This window comes from Bacillus sp. LNXM65 (assembly GCF_002998575.1).
In the GTDB taxonomy this organism is placed as follows: Bacteria; Bacillota; Bacilli; order Bacillales; family Bacillaceae; genus Bacillus.
In genome coordinates this window covers 74,228-90,415 of sequence record NZ_PVRB01000006.1, presented here as the reverse complement: position 1 = coordinate 90,415, position 16,188 = coordinate 74,228, and the positions used below count along the sequence as shown (strand labels likewise).

Genomic DNA, 16,188 nt, shown 5'->3' with positions numbered 1-16,188 from the left:
TACAAGTTCATATTTTCATCGTACAATGGAACCATAGGGGTTTCAATAGAAAGGTGGAAAAGGAATGAAACTGATATACGAAACGGACCGGTGGATTGCGGGAACAGATGAAAAGCAGCTGTATATCTCAGGAAAAGAAGAAATGGGGTACAGGCCATCTCAATTGTTCACCTCAGCTATTGCAGGCTGCTTTGGAGAAATGCTCATTCATGTATGCCGGAAAAAGCGAATATCCTGTGAAGGGCTGTCGATCACACCTGAAACGACAAGAGCAGGAGCTGTAAACAAAATCTCCCGTATTCATTTACATATCATTTTTGAACACATCAATACATCTAAAGAACAAATAGATAAAGTCATCACAATTGCTTTGAAGCATTGTTCGATGGTGCAGTCTGTGAAAGGAAGTATTGAGGTCACCTTCTCACACGAACGAATCTAAATGTATATGATGCCGGCACTCACGAAAGAATAACAATCAGACATATGTAAAGGAGAATGGCTGTATGAATCGTTTGTTTCTTGTGATTGTCGCAATTGGTGTGCCGCTATCGGTCATTGGCAGTTTTCTTCATTTCCCGCAGGTCATCATGTTTGCCGTGTATTGTATCGCCATTATTGGTCTTGCTAGTTTTATGGGAAGAGCCACAGAAAGTCTTGCCATCATAGCGGGCCCAAGAATTGGCGGGCTTTTAAACGCCACATTTGGAAATGCGGTAGAGTTAATTATTTCATTTTTTGCATTAAAGCAAGGACTGACAGCTATTGTACTTGCTTCATTAACTGGATCAGTTATCGGAAACTTACTGCTTGTGGCGGGGCTGTCTTTTTTCGTTGGCGGATTAAAATATAAGCGCCAAGTGTTCAATGTCCACGATGCAAGGCACAACTCGGGCTTGCTCATGTTTGCCATTATTGTGGCGTTTGTCATTCCAGAAGTGTTTTCGGTGGAGATGGCTGAGGATAAACAATTTGTTTTAAGCATTGGAATTAGCATTGTGATGATTTTGCTTTATGTCGCAGCGCTCTATTTCAAACTGGTCAGCCACCGCGGAGTCTATGTTGCCAAGCTGGAGAGCATGGACGGGGAAGCGGAGACGGAAGAAGAAACACCTGAATGGTCTGGTAAGTTTGCCACTGTGATTTTGCTGCTTGCGACGATTGCCGTTGCGTACATTTCAGAGCGCCTCGTCCATACATTTGATACGGTGGGAGAACAATTTGGCTGGAGTGAGCTGTTTATCGGAGTCATTATTGTGGCCATCGTCGGAAATGCCGCAGAACATGCCTCAGCTGTCATCATGGCGTATAAAAACAAAATGGATGTCGCGGTGGAAATTGCTTTTGGCTCAACGCTTCAGGTTGCCATGATGGTCGCGCCAATCCTTGTCATCAGCTCTCTTTTTTTCAATAAGCAGATGCCGCTCATTTTCTCTTTACCAGAGCTCATTGCGATGGCATCCGCTGTGTTACTCACGGTCATTTTATCAAATGATGGTGATACAAACTGGTTTGAAGGTGCCACATTACTTGCTGCCTATTTCATTATGGCGATTGGATTTTTCCTTTTATAATCTTTTGTGGATAAGGGACGTCTTTGCGGAAAATACTATGGAAAAATGAATGAGAAAGAGTGATGATATGAAAAAGATGCCCCGCATCATGTTTGTTGTTCTCTTATCCTTAAGTTTTCTATACAGCTTTCCACTAGAGGCGGCGAAGCCATTTAAAGTGCCATCCTCTGTCGCTAGTATCTCAAAGGAGAATACGTATCCGAACGCGTCACAGGATCAGCCCCTGCTCCAGCCGAGTGAGCTGACAGCTGAATTGTTCAAAACAACGAATGTACCGATTGAGAATACCCATTTGATCAAAATGCTGAATGAATCCAGCATTTCAGGGACGCCATTAGCTGTTGGTTACCGCGCGACCATTTTCCTTGGCAGATGGGCACTGAGCTACGATTCAAACGAAACGGTCGCCAACTGGGAATACAAAAAAGTGAATATGAACCATATTGATAACAGAGGCGGCAACAAAACAGCCATTGGCAAATACGTTCAAAAGCAGCAAGTGAAAGTAAGCGGCGGGCTCACAGCAAAAGTGCCAAGCCCAGAAGATGTGAAAACATTGATGATGCAAAAAGCCATTCAAAAAACAAAGCTGCCCCTCGCTTTTGACACCGTCATTGGCGCAGGAACAAAACGAGATCAGTCGTACCATGTCTCTCCGAAAAAAGCAGCTTCACTTCATGCCTATGCCCCGGCCATTAACGAAAAAGGAAAGGTGACATACGGAGAAGTGTACCTTGTGCTTAAAGGAAATAAACGCAAACTCGTCGTGAAAAACGTGACCTCACAAGGAATCGGCGCTTGGATTCCTGTTCAGGATCACCTGACGTTTGGGTTTCAAGGGATGAATTAACATAGTAAAACCCCCTCTTTCACTATAGAAGAGGGGGTTTAATTTGTCGTAAAGTTATTAATGTCAGGCGTGATATAAAACTCTATGATGGCCGAGAAAAATAATAGTATAGTTACTAGCACAAGCCCTGTACAAGTAATTTTACATATATTTTTAAAATTTATTTTCTTCTTTTTATCAAACAATAAAAGGATGGCCTCTTTCAGAAGGATAAAACCAATACCACCAGAAATCATAATAGCCATCAATTCGCTTATACCATGAGGTAAGATGAGAAGTAATGATTGTAAAGGATGCATTAAATACGGAATCGAAATTTTAAAAGCTCCACCAATCATTAATCCATTGATAAACAATATGTATACACTAGATAAACCAAAAGTAACCATTCCAACTATCATCATGATACATATAGATAAATTTTGAAAGAAATAATCAAAAAAATGACGTTGATCATTTATTCTAACAATATCCTCTGAATAATCTCCGTTTGTCATATAAAATCCCATGACCATTCCAATTGTTATGAAGAAAATAGAAGGTAAAATAAGCACTTTTAAAGCATGGTAAAAATCTTTTAAGTAACTCTTAATTGCTTTACTCATCAGTAAACAGCTCTTTTAAATTTTCTGTCGTCACGTTTGTTAATTGCTGATTCCGAAGAAGATATGTAGAGTGACTGAGCTCTTCAACAAAATCTAAAGTATGTGATGAAAAAAGCACACTTCCAAATTGAAGAAATTCTTTTAGCTTCTGAACTAATTTAATACAACTAGATGGATCTAGCCCATTAAAGGGTTCATCTAAAATAAGTAATCGAGGTTTTAATAAAAGAGCAAGTGAAATAGCTAATTTCATTTTCATTCCTTTAGAATAGTCTCTAATTAATTTGTTGGACAGGTAGTCAAGTTCAAAGAATGAAAGCATAGTATTGATTTCTGTTGAGTCTAACTTTTTGTTGTAGAGTCTAGAAACAAAATTGATATACTCGGATGCAGTTAAGTATTCATATACAAGAGAATCATCAGGTACAAAGAAAAGGTGACTTGAATAATGACGATCCTTAGGTTGCTTATCTAAAAAGCGGATAACGCCATCATCAGTTAATCGTATGCCACAAATGATCTCAAATAGAGTCGTTTTTCCTGCGCCGTTTTTTCCTATAATACCAACAGAATCATGTGGCTTAACATGAAGAGACAAATCATGGAGAATGGATTTGTTGTTAATTTGGACATGAATATTATCTAACTTTAACATTTTACTTCCCCTTTTTACTTACTTAAATTAAGAAATTGTATCTTAAGACTAGAGATTTTCAAAATAATAAAAATAAATATCAAATAAATCAATGTAGAGATAATAAAAGCAAGGTAATGCTGTTTATCAAATATGATTAGCATCAGTCCTTCCAGCAAAAAACAAAATAGAATTAGCAAATTCGCAGTCATTTTTGCTTTGCTTGAAGGAAGATTACTTACAAAATTTCTTTTAAATTCTGGATAACTAATGCTTGATAAGAAATAAATACAATTGAATAAGATCATTTGTGTTATTGCCATAACACAAATGAAAATAAAGAAAGGGAAAGACATTTGAAATATGATTGCAGCTATTGTAAAAAGGATAATGAACAGCGTGATATTAATTGAACTAGAGAGAATAATGTGACTTCGTACGATGAATTTGGGATGAATCCCAGTCAATTTCAGAAGTTGAAAACGTGCACCATGAAAATCGATGCTTGCGAGAAAGCAATATGTATCTGATAACATTTTAACAATGGCAGCTGACAGAATGATAAAAACTAAACTCTCATTAGCATTCATAAATGTTGGTATTCTATAATAAAGCAAATATAAAATAAGTATGATAGAAAATAGCGAGCTAAATAAAGGCAAGTATGTCATAATAATTTCTTGTTTTCTTTGTCTTTTGATGTAAGCAATCATTAACTGGATGAGAGACAGCTCCTTTCTTTCATGAAAGGAAAGGTGAGAAATCATTGTTTTAACCTTTCTTTTTTTTGAATTTTCACCAATGAAATGTGCTCTTACCCCATTAGAAAAAGAAGTTCGAATCAATAACATAACGATGATTAATAATGAAATTTGTAAAAAAATGATGAATTTATCTTGGAAAATTGTTGGTAAAACCGCAAAAGGCATTTGGGATATCCAGTTGAAAAACCAATTAAGCATTGAATGAGATTGGAAATCTATTTTGTTGGATAAAAAAATAACAGCTAATATAGACAAAACAAAAATTCTCAGAATTGAAAAAAACAATTGGTATGCTGTCGCAATATAACGGTACCCAATGACAGATAAGTAGAAAACCGCAAATTTCATTATATAAAGAAAGCATACAGAGTTAAGTGTAAATACAATGCCTAAAAAAACCGAACCTATTTGTGAATAATGATATAAAAAAATTGTTGGAATAAGAATTGAAGAGATTAAAACCTCTTTCAAAAATGTGGTTTCAAAATATTTTGCTAGTAACAACTCGTGAAAAGAAAGTGGTGATACAATTAATAATTTCAGGTCATTTTTTGTAGATGTTTTATAAACAGTATTTGTAATGGATTGCTGAATTCCTGTTAATAAAAAAGTAATGATGAAAAAAGTTGATATGTAAAAGATCTCGTTATGTGAAAATAAATGATTGGTATATAATTGAGTCATTATAGTGGTAAAAACTGCGCTGAATAAAAGAATGACGGATAGAGCGACATAAACAAATAAGTCATTCTTTATTTTTAATTTTGGAAGTCGATAGTAAAAAAAAGATTTTTGTCTAAAATAAATATATGTTAGTACATTTCTCATTAGAAAAATGAATCTCCTTTATCTAAAAATATGAGTTATATCACTTCCGAAAAATATAATACATACCTCAATGATTACGAAAATTATCGCAATAGCAATTAATTTTTTTATTTTCATGTTGATTAGTACATGAAAGCCACATATTAACAACATATATCTCCAGATATTAAAGGGATTTATGATAAAGATGGCAAGGGCTGTTAGAAAATGATCGTACTGAGATATATTGGTGTTATCTAAAAATGGAAAGAATAAAAGGCTGATGGCAAAAAAGATTTTTGGCATTTGACTAAATCCATAAATTGAAATGGTCGTTTTGAAACTGATTTCTCTATCTAACATAAAAGTATTTAATAACAAATAGATGGTAAAAGAAGTAATGAAAAAAGTCATTAATGAAAAAAAACTCATACCTAAAGCTATTAAATATAACCACTTGCTTTCCACATGTTCAAAGCGTTCAAAAATGACTTGAATATAAAGTAAGGGTATTAAAGCAGAAAATAATAATGGAAGAGCTATGTTAGGTTTTTTATTAAGAGAGTACATCAATTCTAATGGCTGATAAAAAATCTTGAAAAATCTCATAACGTAAGAACAACCTTTCATTAAAAGAGGAGAGAATCCTCTCCTCTTTGTTAAATCTAGTATACTACCAGTTTATTGCCTGTTTTGTTCCCCACTTTGCGACAGCACCTCTAATAAGTGGGTAAGCAATTGCTCCCCAGCCATACGTAGCACCAGCAAGTCCTATTATCGTTAGAATTCCTAAACCATTATTTACAGCATTAACTATTTCCGTTGCTGTTCCAATAGTTAAAAAAAATTTCGTGGCTACTTCAAATATCAACGTCTACACCCCCTTTCATGACTTTTTGTCCTTTTTGTTTCTTACCTCACTTCTATAAAAGTCAATAACATTAAATAATAACCAAGCAAGGAAAAGGAAATAGATAATTTTTGTAAAGTGAGAGAAGTTGTTAAAGATAAACCCCATAGTAATAAATGGTATGATCATAAATCCAAAATACTGTTTCCACCATATTTTAAAAATAATAACACCACCTAACTTTTATATATAAAATTATGTATTATTTCTCGTAATCACTATAATACAACTAGACAAAGGAGTAGTAAACCTTTTTTGTTAAATTTTACACAAAAATAGAATATTTAACTTTACTCTATTAAGATACGTTTTTCCTAATTTGAATATAAAGTTTTGCTTTCAAAAGATATTATGAGTTTTAAATAAAAAAGCCATAACATAAGTTTATTTAAATAAACTTATGTTATGGCAAAATTTCCTTTTATTCCCCTAAATCCACATTATGATAAACCTGCTGCACATCTTCAAGCTCTTCTAATACATCGATTAGTTTCTCGAATTGTTCTTTAGATTCATCATCTAATGTCACTTCATTTTGAGGAAGCATTGTGATTTCAGCGACAGTAAATTCTTCGACGCCGGCTTGTTTGAATGCTTCTTGTACTTGATGGAATTGATCTGGTTCAGCGTATACAATCACTGTTTCATCTTCTTCCATGATGTCACGTACATCAACGTCTGCTTCCATTAAAAGCTCAAGCGTTTCTTCTTCACTTTTTCCTTCGACACCGATGACAGCTGTTTGGTCAAACATGTAGGCAACAGAGCCGCTTACGCCCATGTTTCCACCGTTTTTCCCGAATGCCGCACGAACATCTGACGCTGTGCGGTTCACGTTATTGGTAAGGGCATCAACAATCACCATTGATCCGTTTGGACCAAATCCTTCGTAGCGCAGCTCATCGAAATTCTCTTCCGCACCGCCTTTGGCTTTTTCAATGGCACGGTCTACAATGTGTTTTGGGACACTATATGTTTTTGCACGTTCTAGGACAAAACGAAGTGCTTGGTTTGATTCTGGGTTTGGCTCACCTTGTTTGGCAGCCACATAGATTTCACGCCCGAATTTTGCGTAAATACGACTTGTACTGGCATCCTTTGATGCTTTCTTTTCTTTAATGTTGTTCCACTTACGACCCATCTTATTCACTCTCTTTCACTTAGTAAATACACAGTATGAGGGTCCCCATGCTGCATGAAATCATTCTGCCTTCTATTATACATGAATCAGTCAAGAGGATAGAAGTAAGAGGGCTGAAATGAAGAGATTTCTCAGTTGATGTGTCCAAGCTGTTCAAGCGTTTCATGCTGCTTGTGAGATTTCGTCAGCTCGTCGCACCGAATGATCCTGCCATCTAATAACGTGAAAAGAGCCATGACATCAATTAAACCCCGGTCCCCGCTTGCGAGTTCCACATGTACAGTGTAACGAAAACACCCTTGCTGCGTATCTTCATCAAATAACACATCATGAAAAGCGGGGATCTCAAGCTTTTTTGTTATTCCTTTTAATGTGGATAGATGCTTTTTAAACTCATCAAATGTCGAAACCTTTCCATCGGTCACTTGCTGATAGTCAGGTGAAAAATAAGCCTCCACTTTTTCTATATTGAATTTGATTAATACCTCTTCATACATCTCTTTAATAAATGATATCGCTTCTTTTTTTGTCATGAATCAACATCCTCTCTTTTTGTTAACCAGTTAACTATAATCCATTATAATTAACTGGTTAACAAAAAACAATCAAAAAAATAACCCCATCATAAATGAGGTTATTTTGCAGGCTGGGGATAAACGAGATCTTCAAGCAATTTGACATCATGCTGATGAAGTTGTTTGATCATTTCTTTTCGGACAGCGAGGGCAGCATCGAAATATTTTTCGTCTTCGACCATTCCTTTCACTGTGATCTCAATCCCGCGGTTCAGCTTGTTCAGGCCCATAATGCCATGGACTTGAAACGGTTCAATGGCATGTTGAAATTCATCTTTTTTGAGAAAATCATGATGCATCTGATTTAAATTGTCACAGGCCGTTTCGAGTGCTTGAAAGGCTGTGTCTGGGTTTTGATTCGCACTAATTAATACAGACTCCGTAATCCGCATGTAGTGCATGTTATAGTTTTGAATTTGCCGGATGTCTCCGTTAGAAATGGTTAACAGCTTGCCGCTCCATTCTCTAATTTGCAGAGAGCGGAGACCAATCTCTTCAATCGTTCCATTAAAGAGGTTATTCACTGTCACATAATCCCCTTTATGAATCTGACGTTCATAGATCAGAAAAATGCCTGCTAAAATATCGCGAATCAGCGTCTGGGCGCCAAAACCGATGACGATCCCAGCAACACCAGCACCTGCAAGAATTTTCCCAAAATCATGAAAGAAGAGAGAAATGACATACATGACAAAGCAAATCGAAGCGGTGTATTTCGTAACAGATTTGACCAAGCTCTCGATCGTTTTTTTCTTCTTGTCCTCTATAAACTCCGTTCGTTTAAAGAAAATTTGAAGCGCTTTGTTAATCATAAAGACGGCAAGCCAAAGAACGAGTCCAACAAGGAGAATTTCAATGTATTTGTTCTTGACTATTGTCAGAAAAGTATCGTCCATCTATCGGTTACCCCCTGGCTGTACGAGAAGTAAAATCAACATCTTGATAATAGCTGTTTTTCACAAGAACATTCGGACCGAGGCATTGTACGCTTGGACAATGGCAATTCAGCTCTTTTGCTAATTTTGTGTCCATCCAGCGTGAATAAGCAGATTGCAATGTATCAGTAGCAATGTTTCCAAGCGGCGGTGTATCGCCAAAGTCTGTCACAATAATATTCCCATCAAAAATATTCACATTCAAACGTGAGCGGCCGTCAGGGTCATTTCGTACCGTGACATGTTTCTCCTGACGCAATCGCTTGAGGAGGCGCTGATCTTCTTCATCTGTGCTGCAAGAATAAAATGGCAAGGTGCCAAACAGCATCCATGTGTCTTGATCACGAATATCAAGCAGCTGATGAATCGCATCACGCATTTGCGGAAGCGTCAATGATTCAAGGGCGCTGGCAAAATCACTTGGGTACATTGGGTGAACTTCGTGGCGCTGGCATTTCATTTCCTCCACGATTTGCCGGTGGATGTGTTCAATATATGGAAGCGTGCGCTTATTGAGCATGGTTTCAGCAGATACGGTAACACCCGCTTTGACAAGTGCCCGGCTATTTTCAATCATGCGGTTAAATAATTTCTCGCGCTGCTCAAAGGTTGGTTTTCTGTCCATCATCGCAAAACCGACCGTTGCAAACTCTTCGACAGTTCCCCAGTTATGTGAGATGTGAAGGACATCTAAGTATGGAATAATTTCCTCATATCGCGCCAAATCAAGTGTTAAGTTTGAATTGATCTGTGTACGGACGCCGCGTTCATGGGCATACTTTAATAAAGGGACGATATATTCCCGCACAGATTTGAGAGAAAGCATAGGCTCTCCGCCTGTAATACTGATTGAGCGCAGAAGCGGAACTTCATCTAAACGGCGAAGCAGTAAATCAAGCGGCAGTGCATTCGGGTCCTTAGGCTGTAAGGTATAGCCGACCGCACAGTGCTCACATCTCATGTTACACAACGTCGTTGTTGTAAATTCGATATTTGTCAGCTTCATCTCTCCGTAATCCTGCACATCGAGATAGGCTTCCCAAGGGTCGTATGCAGGTGTAATCGGACGAAGTGCTGTTTTTTGGTTCATGGTATCTATCTCCTTTTCATTCGGGCAAACGTAGACCCGCCAACAGTTAATTTTAAGCCCCATCACCGTTATACGCAAGTGGGGCATCATTGATTTACAAGGGGAAAAAAGATAAGCTAGAAACAAATGCTAAAGGGAGTGTATCTATGGGCAAGGCAGCAGACAGCAAAGAGCAGCAGGTTGATTATTTAAAGAACCGATTAGATATGTTTATGAATGTGATTGATTCATTAGATCCTGAATCAACAGATGTTGAGGATATAGACAGACTGATCCAGATGATTGACGACCTAGAAGCGAAATATGAACGGTTTAAAAGCGATTGGAAGGAAGAATAGCTCGCGCAGTGCGGGCTTTTTTCTTTAATTTGGCAGGTGAATCAGTGTATGAGTCTCGGTCTTATTCTGCACAATAGAAGAAAAACCGGGAAGTGACGTAAATGAAAAAATACATGCTCATCTGTTTATGTGCGCTTTTTGTATCCATGCCTCTCTCAGAAGCGGAAGCCGTGTCTAATAAGCCCGTCCACTGGGGATTTGCGAAAAGCAAAGAACACAAGCCAGCAGATGCGGGTAAAGAATTGAACGTCCTTTTAAAAAAGTATGATGCCTTTTATTTAGGAAACACGAAAAAGAAAGAGATTTATTTTACCTTCGACAATGGCTATGAAAATGGGTACACGCCGAAGATCTTAGATGTGCTGAAAAAACATCAAGTACCAGGCACCTTTTTTGTGACAGGGCACTTTGTAAAGGATCAGCCTGAGCTCGTCAAACGTATGGCAGAGGAAGGTCATATCATTGGCAACCACTCCTATCACCATCCAGATTTAACAACAAAGAGTACGAAAGAAATCAAAGAAGAGCTGGACCGTGTCAATGAAGCCGTGTACAAAATCACTGGAAAACAAGACAACCTCTATCTTCGTCCGCCGCGCGGTGTATTCAGTGAAAGAGTGCTGAAGGAAACAAAAGAGCTCGGCTACCAAACCGTTTTCTGGTCAGTGGCGTTTGTGGACTGGCATATTCATCATCAAAAAGGAAAACAGTATGCCTACGATCAAATGATGAAGCAGGCGCACCCAGGTGCCATTTACTTACTTCATACCGTCTCAAGGGACAATGCCGAGGCACTGGATGATGCCATCACGGCTCTGAAAAAACAAGGATATTCCTTTAAAAGCCTAGACGATCTCATGCTTGAAAAAGTATGGCATCTGCCTCAGCTATAGAAAAAAGCTTGCAGAAGACCTGCGAGCTTTTTCTTTATCCTTCTCTTATTTTACGCTGAAACAAAATCGGGTGATGACGCGTAAAAGAGTCAATCAAGCCCTCACCGAAAATCGTGATTGTTTGCTCCCAAGGATGTCCTAGCAAGCCCCAATGCATCTCTTTTGATAAAAAGAAATCATAATCCCCGTTAGGAAGCACAGGGACTCTCTATTCCCCAATTTCATCTTTTTCAAATGACCCGTATGGTGTGATCCAGTAGCATTCGTGCTGCCAATCGAGTGCCAGCATATATTCGTCTGTTCTCATATGCTCCTGAAAAGCAAGTAACGCTTTCTCTTCAAGGTCTTCCTCCGCATGTAGAAGGGAAGGGTCCTCAAAATAAACAGAGATATCATATGTAATATAAGGAGATGGTACGTGGAATGAGGGAAAACGAGAGATGCTTGGATTAAATTTGAAATCTCGATAGAACGTCTTCCATACCAGCTTTAGTTCTTGATGAGTCAATGGAATCCAGTTTTCCACCTTAACCGCCCCCAAGCTATTCTCTCAACAAATTATTTGAAAATGCGGAACCACCCTTTATGCTTAAACCACAAAAGCATACCCGAGACGAGCAGACCCATGAAAATCAGCACCCCAAAATAGCCATACTTCCAGTGTAATTCAGGCATGTTATCAAAGTTCATTCCGTACACCCCAACAATAAAGGTCAGTGGGATAAAAATGGTCGACACAATGGTCAATGTCATCATGATCGCATTCATTCGATTGGAATTCAGCGTCTGATAGCTGTCTCTTAAATCTGCTGTCATTTCTCGGTTCGATTCGACAATCTCTGTTAATTTCAATAAGTGATCATAAATATCATTAAAATATGCTTGACGATTTGTATCGCTTTTCATCATGTGCGTGTTTACAATACGATATAAAAGATCCCTCATCGGGATAATCGTTCTTCGCAGCTTGAGCAAATCGGATCGAATTCCGAATACTTCGTTCATCAGCGTTCCATATGTTTTATGACCTTCTTCATCCTCAATTTCATTCAGCCTGTCCTCAATTTGATAAATGATTGGGAAATAATCATCGGTAAGCTGATCAATCAGCATATAAGCAATATGCTCAGGTCCGCTATTTCGGGTTTTGTCAGATTCTTTGAGCTTTCGAATGACACGATCAATGTATGGTGCTTCCTTCAAATGAAAGGTCACGATATAATTGTCACCGACAAACAGATCGATTTCCTCAGATCGAAGCGTCTTTTGATTCAGGGCATGAAGCACGAAAAATAAATACCCTTCATAAAAATCAAGCTTCGGCCGCTGTAAATAATGGAAGCAATCCTCAATCGCAAGCGGATGGAACTGAAAGTATTCCTTCAAAAGCGCTGCTTCCTTTTCCGTTGGCGCATGGAAATCAATCCAGTACCAGGCGATATCGGGGCTTGAAAGCTGCTGTAATGTTGCATGTTCAATCAAGTCGCCGTTTTTTGTCACTGCAATTTTTTTCAGCATGTGCACCCCTCCAGACTTGCATTATATCATGAAGCAGCACCGGTGAACTTATACGTGTTCTGCATAAAAAAGCCGATCTCATTACTGAGATCGGTCCAATGTGCGTGTATGATTGATGGGTAAAACCGAGAATTAAGGACGACGGAAGTTGACGAAACCACCGTTACGGTCGAACCAGCCTCTAAACGCCCAGTTGATGTAGCCGCCGTCACCTTTGTTTGTGAAAGATCCATTTTCAAATACCCAAACTCCGTAAGTAATGCTTCCGTATTTCACAGTAGCAAACGTTTTGACTCCGTTGAAACGAGTCTCATAACCTTGGCTTAAGTTAAATACCATGACATTGTATTTTGAGCCCGCAGCATAGAAAGCAGACTCCATTAGTCCTTTGACAAAGCCTTCACGGTTTGTGTTAGCATTTGCAGCATTGATTAATGCATTAGCTATACCAAGTACGTCAAAGTTAATATTAACGTTTCCTGCGGTTGTAGATGCTTTACTTTCAACAGCTTTGTTTAAAACAGTTTGCTGAACAGTAGTTGAAACTGGAGTAGTTTTTTGTTCAGCAGCGTCAGCGAATACTGGTAGTGTCGAAGAAACAGCAGTGGCAAGGGCAACAGAAAGAATGGTTTTTTTCATTGGTCGGATCTCCTTTGTTTTTAAATTTTGGGTCTTTCTTTTCGTAAAAAGTGAAACTAGGTGAAGCCGGTTATCAATGAGGTAAAATATGGTCCTGCAAGATAAAACAAATGATTGCCTAATCAGCTAATTCCTTTGTTCACCTCCTTGATATGTCATAATTATACAAATGTTTTCGGAATAGAAGATATCACCCAGAGGTTCTATTTCTAATTTAAGGTAAATAATCCTAAAATATTGAAGGATGCTGTCGAATTTTAGCTGAATTCGACTAAAAATGTTTCTTCATCCAAAAGGAAAATGACCGTAAATAAGGAAGATATAACTGATAAATTCTTGTACTCTTTATGTTTAAAAGTATTCAATATGGAGAATCATTCATGCAAAGTGAAACAATCGCATCTGCATGTTTGCAGAAAGGAAGAGGAAAACATGTGGGAAAAAGAGCTGGTGGTGGAGCCGCCGTATCATTTCGATCAAGTGCTCAGACGCTTATCAAGTGATCCATTAAAAGCAGTCGATTTGAATAAACGAGAAATCAAAGTACCAATTAGGTTAGAACAAAAACCATACGTTGTCGTCGTTCAAGCCACCGGAACAAAAGAAGCGCCCACGTTTCGGGTGCAAGGAAAAGGTCCTGAGGAACCTCTCATATGTGAGGTGAAGCGGATATTTGGCATGAAGCATCAATTACACGCTGTGCATGAGCATTTTTCTCAAACGAATTTAGCGTCCATATTTGAGCGTCATGTCGGGACACCGCTCATGCTGGATTTTCATTTATATCATTGTTTGATGAAATGCATCATTCATCAGCAGCTCAATCTGGCGTTTGCTTATGAGCTCACGAAACGGTTTGTTCATACGTACGGTGAGCAAATAGAAGGTGTTTGGTTTGATCCTTTACCGGAAGCCATCGCCTCACTTGAAACAGAGGATTTGAGAAAGCTCCAATTTAGTCAGCGGAAAGCGGAATATGTCATCGATGTATCGAAGCGAATTGTGAGCGGCTCTCTTTGTTTAGAAGAATTACACGATTTAACTGATCTGGAGGTGGAAGAACGTCTGCTTCCGATTAGAGGGATTGGACCTTGGACAGTTCAAAATGTGCTCATGAATGGACTTGGAAGACCAAATCTCTTTCCGATGGCAGATATCGGTATTCAAAACGCCATCAAGCGGCATTTTGACCTGCCTGAAAAGCCGACAAAAGAAGAAATGGCAGCATTAAGCAAGGAGTGGACCCCGTATTTAAGCTACGCTTCTTTATATTTATGGAGAAGCATTGAGACAGATAAATAAATGAAAGGGATTTTCTCTCTTTGTCCAAGTCATGATATACTAATGAGATGGAATAAAATGAAGACAACCTATCAAGGGTTCAGATAGAACGGAGAGAATGAAGTGAAGGAAAAACAGCAAGGTGCCCTTTTACAAAAGGGACAGCAGTTCCCGCTTACCATTAAACGCCTTGGCATTAATGGGGAAGGGGTCGGTTATTTTAAAAAGCAAGTGGTCTTTGTCCCGGGTGCGCTTCCAGGCGAAGAAGTGGTTGTGGAAGCAACGAATGTCCAAGCAAAATATGCAGAAGGTACGGTCAGGAAAGTCCGAAAGCGCTCCGAGCATCGAGTGAAACCGCCATGCCCAGTATACGAGCAGTGCGGAGGCTGTCAGCTACAGCATTTGGCATACGAGCAGCAGCTAAAGGAAAAACGAGATATTGTCATTCAATCAATAGAACGACATACGAAGCTATCAGTTGAAAAACTAGATATTCGACCAACGATCGGTATGGAAGATCCGTGGCACTACCGGAACAAAAGCCAGTTCCAAGTAGGGCGTTCTCACAGCGGTGACATCATTGCTGGACTTTACGGACTGAACTCTCATAAGCTTGTACCGATCAAGGAATGTATCGTGCAGCATCCAAATACGAACAAAACAACGGGCGTTGTCCGCAAAATCTTAGAGAAATTCGGTGTATCGGTCTACAATGAACGGACGAGAAAAGGCGACGTACGCTCAATTGTTGTGCGTGTCGGTTTTGAAACAGGTGAAGTACAGGTCGTTCTAGTCACATCAAATCCTGAATTTCCAAAGAAAAAAGAAATCGCCGAAGCCATTCAAAAACGTCTGCCAGAAGTGACGTCCATTATGCACAATGTCAACGGTGAAAAAACGTCGGTCATCTTTGGCCATAAGACATCTCACCTAGCTGGCAACATGGTCATTCAAGAATTTTTAGGAGACGTCTCCTTTGAACTGAGTGCACGTGCTTTCTTCCAATTGAATCCGAAGCAAACGCTAAAGCTTTACGACGAAGCGAAAAAAGCGGCCAAACTGACTGGCAAAGAAAAGGTTGTCGATGCATATTGCGGCGTTGGAACCATTGGTATGTGGCTCTCAGATGGTGCAAAAGAAGTAAGAGGAATGGATGTCATCAAAGAATCGATTGATGATGCCAAGAAAAATGCCAAAAAACACGGCATGAAAAACGCGACCTATGTGACAGGAACAGCTGAACACTGGCTGCCAAAATGGGTCAAAGAAGGCTTCCGTCCTGACGTCATCGTCGTGGACCCGCCAAGAACAGGCTGCGAGCGCACCTTCTTAGACACTGTCAAACAAGTCAAACCAAAACGCCTTGTCTACGTCTCTTGCAACCCATCAACATTAGCAAAAGACCTCGAATACATGTCAAAAGACTACAAAATCGAATACATGCAGCCAGTCGATATGTTTCCGCAAACGGCGCATGTGGAGACAGTTGTATCAATGGTTAGAGTATAAAAAGTGAAGTGAATAAAGACTGTCCGTGATTTGAATACTGGTGTCTAGCTGGTAGGATGATCACGGATTTTTTTATACTGATCCATAGGTGTCGATCAGAGTAAACCATATAAAGGAGATAGAGG

Annotated in this window: 18 protein-coding genes and 1 pseudogene; 7 read left to right on the top strand and 12 right to left on the bottom strand. The window is 39.0% G+C overall.

What is annotated here, in order from left to right; translation table 11 throughout:
• Window positions 1-64: 64 nt before the first annotated feature.
• The 3 genes from C6Y03_RS13050 (at window position 65) to C6Y03_RS13040 (ending at window position 2,424) form a co-directional block, all read left to right on the top strand.
• Window positions 65-442 (top strand): OsmC family protein, encoded by a 378-nt coding sequence (locus C6Y03_RS13050; RefSeq protein WP_060595775.1) that lies wholly within the window; start codon window positions 65-67, stop codon window positions 440-442.
• 64 nt (window positions 443-506) lie between these two features.
• On the top strand, window positions 507-1,574 hold the full coding sequence (cax, locus tag C6Y03_RS13045; protein ID WP_060595776.1) for a calcium/proton exchanger: 1,068 nt from the start codon (window positions 507-509) through the stop codon (window positions 1,572-1,574).
• Between the two features lie 67 nt (window positions 1,575-1,641).
• Window positions 1,642-2,424, top strand: a complete 783-nt coding sequence (locus tag C6Y03_RS13040) for a YfkD famly protein (protein WP_066031779.1) — start codon at window positions 1,642-1,644, stop codon at window positions 2,422-2,424.
• A 38-nt stretch (window positions 2,425-2,462) separates the two neighbouring features.
• Here the strand turns inward: C6Y03_RS13040 and C6Y03_RS13035 are convergent, their stop codons facing one another.
• The 9 genes from C6Y03_RS13035 to yfkAB form a co-directional block, all read right to left on the bottom strand.
• Window positions 2,463-3,029, bottom strand: coding sequence for a stage II sporulation protein M (locus tag C6Y03_RS13035; protein WP_060595778.1), 567 nt, complete (start codon window positions 3,027-3,029; stop codon window positions 2,463-2,465).
• A complete protein-coding gene (locus tag C6Y03_RS13030) occupies window positions 3,022-3,684 on the bottom strand; it encodes an ATP-binding cassette domain-containing protein (protein ID WP_060595779.1) in 663 nt (220 codons plus the stop codon). The genes C6Y03_RS13035 and C6Y03_RS13030 overlap by 8 nt, the downstream gene beginning before the upstream one ends.
• Window positions 3,685-3,698: 14 nt before the next feature.
• Window positions 3,699-5,255 (bottom strand): hypothetical protein, encoded by a 1,557-nt coding sequence (locus C6Y03_RS13025; protein ID WP_106037178.1) that lies wholly within the window; start codon window positions 5,253-5,255, stop codon window positions 3,699-3,701.
• An 18-nt stretch (window positions 5,256-5,273) separates the two neighbouring features.
• Window positions 5,274-5,843, bottom strand: a complete 570-nt coding sequence (locus tag C6Y03_RS13020; protein WP_159049986.1) for a YIP1 family protein — start codon at window positions 5,841-5,843, stop codon at window positions 5,274-5,276.
• Window positions 5,844-5,907: 64 nt separating this feature from the next.
• Entirely contained in the window at window positions 5,908-6,105 is a 198-nt protein-coding gene (locus tag C6Y03_RS13015; protein WP_024425263.1) for a hypothetical protein, read from the bottom strand.
• Between the two features lie 460 nt (window positions 6,106-6,565).
• Window positions 6,566-7,285, bottom strand: a complete 720-nt coding sequence (locus C6Y03_RS13010) for a YebC/PmpR family DNA-binding transcriptional regulator (protein ID WP_012009270.1) — start codon at window positions 7,283-7,285, stop codon at window positions 6,566-6,568.
• Window positions 7,286-7,416: 131 nt separating this feature from the next.
• Window positions 7,417-7,818: a nuclear transport factor 2 family protein gene (locus C6Y03_RS13005; protein WP_066031163.1), complete on the bottom strand. Its 402-nt coding sequence runs from the start codon at window positions 7,816-7,818 to the stop codon at window positions 7,417-7,419.
• Window positions 7,819-7,919: 101 nt separating this feature from the next.
• Window positions 7,920-8,756 carry a mechanosensitive ion channel family protein gene (locus C6Y03_RS13000; protein WP_060595782.1) on the bottom strand — a complete coding sequence of 279 codons (837 nt, stop codon included), beginning with the start codon at window positions 8,754-8,756 and terminating at the stop codon, window positions 7,920-7,922.
• Between the two features lie 7 nt (window positions 8,757-8,763).
• On the bottom strand, window positions 8,764-9,885 hold the full coding sequence (gene yfkAB / locus C6Y03_RS12995) for a radical SAM/CxCxxxxC motif protein YfkAB (protein ID WP_106039440.1): 1,122 nt from the start codon (window positions 9,883-9,885) through the stop codon (window positions 8,764-8,766).
• A 146-nt stretch (window positions 9,886-10,031) separates the two neighbouring features.
• Here yfkAB and C6Y03_RS12990 point away from each other — a divergent pair, with 146 nt between their 5' ends.
• Window positions 10,032-10,223, top strand: coding sequence for an SE1561 family protein (locus C6Y03_RS12990; protein ID WP_044139757.1), 192 nt, complete (start codon window positions 10,032-10,034; stop codon window positions 10,221-10,223).
• A gap of 101 nt (window positions 10,224-10,324) precedes the next feature.
• Window positions 10,325-11,116 carry a delta-lactam-biosynthetic de-N-acetylase gene (gene pdaA / locus C6Y03_RS12985; protein ID WP_095286087.1) on the top strand — a complete coding sequence of 264 codons (792 nt, stop codon included), beginning with the start codon at window positions 10,325-10,327 and terminating at the stop codon, window positions 11,114-11,116.
• Window positions 11,117-11,150: 34 nt separating this feature from the next.
• On the opposite strand, the pseudogene C6Y03_RS12980 reads toward pdaA, so the two are convergent.
• The 3 genes and pseudogenes from C6Y03_RS12980 to C6Y03_RS12970 form a co-directional block, all read right to left on the bottom strand.
• Window positions 11,151-11,642, bottom strand: a pseudogene (locus C6Y03_RS12980) (DUF2716 domain-containing protein).
• 32 nt (window positions 11,643-11,674) lie between these two features.
• Entirely contained in the window at window positions 11,675-12,634 is a 960-nt protein-coding gene (gene corA / locus C6Y03_RS12975; RefSeq protein WP_066031160.1) for a magnesium/cobalt transporter CorA, read from the bottom strand.
• A gap of 132 nt (window positions 12,635-12,766) precedes the next feature.
• A complete protein-coding gene (locus C6Y03_RS12970; protein WP_060595786.1) occupies window positions 12,767-13,273 on the bottom strand; it encodes a hypothetical protein in 507 nt (168 codons plus the stop codon).
• 432 nt (window positions 13,274-13,705) lie between these two features.
• Between C6Y03_RS12970 and C6Y03_RS12965 the strand changes: the two genes are divergently transcribed.
• Entirely contained in the window at window positions 13,706-14,575 is an 870-nt protein-coding gene (locus C6Y03_RS12965) for a DNA-3-methyladenine glycosylase family protein (RefSeq protein ID WP_106031331.1), read from the top strand.
• 102 nt (window positions 14,576-14,677) lie between these two features.
• Window positions 14,678-16,063, top strand: coding sequence for a 23S rRNA (uracil(1939)-C(5))-methyltransferase RlmD (gene rlmD, locus C6Y03_RS12960; protein ID WP_106039439.1), 1,386 nt, complete (start codon window positions 14,678-14,680; stop codon window positions 16,061-16,063).
• The last annotated feature ends 125 nt before the right edge of the window (window positions 16,064-16,188 follow it).